Genomic DNA, 3,684 nt, shown 5'->3' with positions numbered 1-3,684 from the left:
GCATGGAGTGAAAGGAAATAGGGAGATAATAAATGCCTTGAACATTCCTGTGCTGCTCTTCGGTCCTACCCCCGATGCCCGCCTCACTCACGAGATTGGCCTTGCTGGCGGTCATACGGGCTACTCCGGAGGTCCGCTTATTAGCTTCTGGAACTACACCAAGAATGTGCCTGTTGAGCAGATAATTCACAACTTTCAATACATCAATAGGCTCATGGGTCACTACGAGGAGCATGGAGTTCCCATGCTCTACTGTGTAAGCGGTGCCATGCCAGCCACGAGCCCACCTTCGCTAATGCTCGCACCCGAAATTATTGAGGTGCTCATTGCGGCGGAACAGGGTGTAAAACACATGCAGCTCAACTGTTGGGTGCAGGGGCACTTTGCACAAGACTTGGGGATGATTGTTACGTTCCGTAAGCTAGCCAGGGAGTATCTCGACCGTTTTGGCTACAACGATGTAAAGCTAACCACCTACTGCGTAAGCCCCACTGGCCGGTTTCCGTTGGAGCAGGATCAGGTCTACGGCCTCATCTCCTACTACTCGGTTCTGGCAGTGCTGGGACAAGTTCAGGTTGTTGGCTCCCGAACAATCGACGAGGCACACCACATCCCTACCAAGCACGGGACGGCTCACAGCTTTCGATGTGCAGGAATGGCCATCAATATGCTGCAAGCTCAGCATTTCAACGTGCTCGACAATGCCGATGTAAGGCAGGAAGCCTACTATACCGAAATTGAGACCCGTGCCATGCTGGAAAAGGTACTTCAACTGGGTAATAACGACATTGTTGTTGGCACAGCAGCCGCCATTGCCGAAGGTGTTCTTGACCAGCCATACTCCACCAGCCAGCTGGTTAAATCAAAGGTGATGGGGGTAAAAGATGCCACTGGAGCAGCTCGTTTCTATGACTTTGGCAACCTTCCATTCGACGCTGAGATACGGGAGTTTCACCGGAGCAAAATTGCCGAACGTGAAAAGGTAATAGGGAAAAAGGTGGATTACGACATTGTGGTGAAGGACCTTACGGCGGTTAGCGACGGAGCCATTCTACCGATACTATAAACCCAGTTATATAAGCCGATCAGTAGATTACCCTGAAAACCCGCATCGTCAGCCAGAGGCTGACGATGTCGGGTTTTCTCTTTTTACCATTATATAAGGTATAACGAATAAATGATGTAGCCTGAATATTTCTCAATAATAGCCGATTGCTTTACACAATTCCTTAACTTGGTATGGATTTTTTAATTAAAAGAATCATTATCATACAACTATAAATACCACCGATATGAAAGTTAAATTATTAGCTCTTGCTTCCCTTGTATGCTTTTCGCTAACCACTAAGGCACAGGTGCCTGTAAACTCAAAAATCGAGAAGGTTACCGTATTTGTTTCCGGAGCCCAAATAACCCGCAACGCTCCGGTCGATCTGAAGGCAGGAACCACCCAACTGGTGCTGGCAGGGCTATCGCCCAACATTAATGCCCAATCCATTAGCGCAGGGTTAAGCAACGACGTTACCATACTTTCTCTAACCCAGAGCATCGACTACCTGAATAGGCAGACTAAAACGGTAGAGATAACCAACCTTCAAACCCAGCTAAAATCGCTGCAGGATAAGGTGACCATTGAGCAGAACAAAATATCCATTCTGCAGCAGGAGGAGAACCTGCTCCATGAAAACCAGAAGCTGGGCAGCCAAAATTCTGGTGTCAAGATTGTTGAGTTGCGCGAAGCCGCCGATTTCTTTCGTAGCCGTCTGACGGAAATTAGCAACATGAGGTTGGCATCGCAGAACAGCATTGCCCAGCTAAACAAAGAAATTGGAAAGATAAACCAGCAGCTGCAGGAGCTTAACGCTCAACTCGACCAACCCACCGGAGTAATAAGGCTGATGGTATCCACAAAAACAGCTACCACCAGTGAACTCACCATCTCCTACCTGGTAAGTCAAGCCAGCTGGACACCATACTACGACCTACGCATTAAGGACATTAATAACCCCGTAACCTTTGGATATAGAGCAACTGTAGTTCAAAATTGTGGGGAGAACTGGGACAAGGTAAGGTTGGTACTCTCGTCTGGAAACCCCACCAGGAATGGAGTAAAGCCTGACATCACCCCTTGGTATCTCTCCTTTTATGAACCTGCGCCTGCACCAATGCCCATGAAGATGATGAGCGACAAAGCCTTTGAATATGGTGAAGAACCACGTGAGGAAGCAGTGGCGACTAGCTATGGGGTAAGTAGGGAAAGTAAAAAGTCAAGTGCACCATCGAACCTACGTAACAACGAAACCACTGCCGAATTTGAGGTTGCCGACCTATCCACCGTTCCATCGGATAACAACCCCTACAACGTGAGCATTGCCGACTTCACCCTACCGGCCACCTACACCTACCAAAGCGTGCCCAAGCTTGACAAGGCCGTGTTCCTCTCCGCTGGAATAACTGGTTGGGAAGCCTATAGCCTTCAGGACGGCATGGCAAACCTCTACTTTGAAGGAACCTTTGTTGGGTCAACCTACCTCAGCACCCGCGATGCCTCCGACACCGTGAACATTTCGCTGGGTCGCGATAACGGCATAAGCATAAACCGCGAAAAGCAAAAAGACTTCTCCGCCACCCAGATGCTCAGCTCGCAGCGGAAGGATACCCGCACATGGGTAATCACCGTGCGCAACAACAAGTCGCAGAAGGCGGACATTACCGTTAACGACCAAATTCCGCTCTCCACCAGCAGCGATATTACCGTGGAACCTGGTGACCTCTGGGGTGCCAGCTACGACGACAAAACCGGCCTACTAGCCTGGACCTTCACCCTACAGCCAAAGGAGACCAAGAAAATTACCTTCAGCTACTCGGTAAGGTATCCCAAGAAGAGTAAGGTGATTTTGGAGTAGAAAAGAGGAAGAGGAGGAAGTTATAGGAAGTCAGAAGAATAAAAAGGATTCAACTGAATGTAGAGACGCAAGATTTTGCGTCTCTATTTTTTTTAAAATAGCAAAAATGAATAATCCAAAAGCCAGGAATACTTGAAACTTTTCCTACTCTAAATGATTGGTATGTATATGGTTGCGAATGACATCCTCAGACACATACAAATATAAAAGATTGTGGTTCGCGATCTTGCGATACAAACATACCAAACCTATCCATCGGAACAGCAGAATAGAATAAATGAGAAGGCTTTAACTCCTGAAAGATTTAGCGATACAGAGCAATCTGGTATAAATATCCCTATACGATTATTTTTCGTTAAAAAGTTTATAATCCTCTTTTTTTATTACAAGTGTATCAACTTTTACAAAGTTATCTGTATCAAACTTATAATACTCAAACTTATCTGAGACGATGCTATCAACAGATGTTTCTTCATTAACTTCATGATCAATTTGGTGAGAAACTATTCTGAAACTATTGTTACTCTGCTCAATCCAAGAATCCTTAATAAACTACCTCGCAGCAGAGCTGACGAGGTATTAAAACAAAGACAGTTGCTGACTGTGTATCTTTATATATTCTTTTTCTCGACCTTGCCCCTTTACATACGCTTGTATTGTAGATTCATCTCCATGCTTACCTACTGTATTTACATAAAATCCTTTAGTCCAAAACTCACCACCCCAAAGCTGCTTTTTTACTTCTGGATGAAGCCTAAATATTTCTTTTGCCGTTATA

At 46.0% G+C, this 3,684-nt stretch carries 3 protein-coding genes; 2 read left to right on the top strand and 1 reads right to left on the bottom strand.

All coding sequences use genetic code 11. From position 1 onward, the window contains the following. A partial coding sequence (locus VMW01_12400) for a hypothetical protein (GenBank protein ID HUW07052.1) occupies positions 1–1,066 on the top strand: 1,066 nt, incomplete at its 5' end. Between the two features lie 226 nt (positions 1,067–1,292). After that, positions 1,293–2,906, top strand: coding sequence for a mucoidy inhibitor MuiA family protein (locus VMW01_12395; GenBank protein ID HUW07051.1), 1,614 nt, complete (start codon positions 1,293–1,295; stop codon positions 2,904–2,906). A 579-nt stretch (positions 2,907–3,485) separates the two neighbouring features. On the opposite strand, the gene VMW01_12390 is transcribed toward VMW01_12395, so the two are convergent. Beyond that, a partial coding sequence (locus tag VMW01_12390; protein ID HUW07050.1) for a transposase occupies positions 3,486–3,684 on the bottom strand: 199 nt, incomplete at its 5' end.

The organism is Williamwhitmania sp., from assembly GCA_035529935.1.
In the GTDB taxonomy this organism is placed as follows: domain Bacteria; phylum Bacteroidota; class Bacteroidia; order Bacteroidales; family Williamwhitmaniaceae; genus Williamwhitmania.
Note: the sequence above shows the minus strand (reverse complement) of the source record. Positions and strands in the feature narration are given on the sequence as shown.

What these genes read in the sequence shown, in the direction of transcription:
- VMW01_12395 (HUW07051.1), top strand. Translation starts at nt 1,293, where the DNA reads ATGAAAGTTAAATTATTAGCTCTTGCTTCCCTTGTATGCTTTTCGCTA.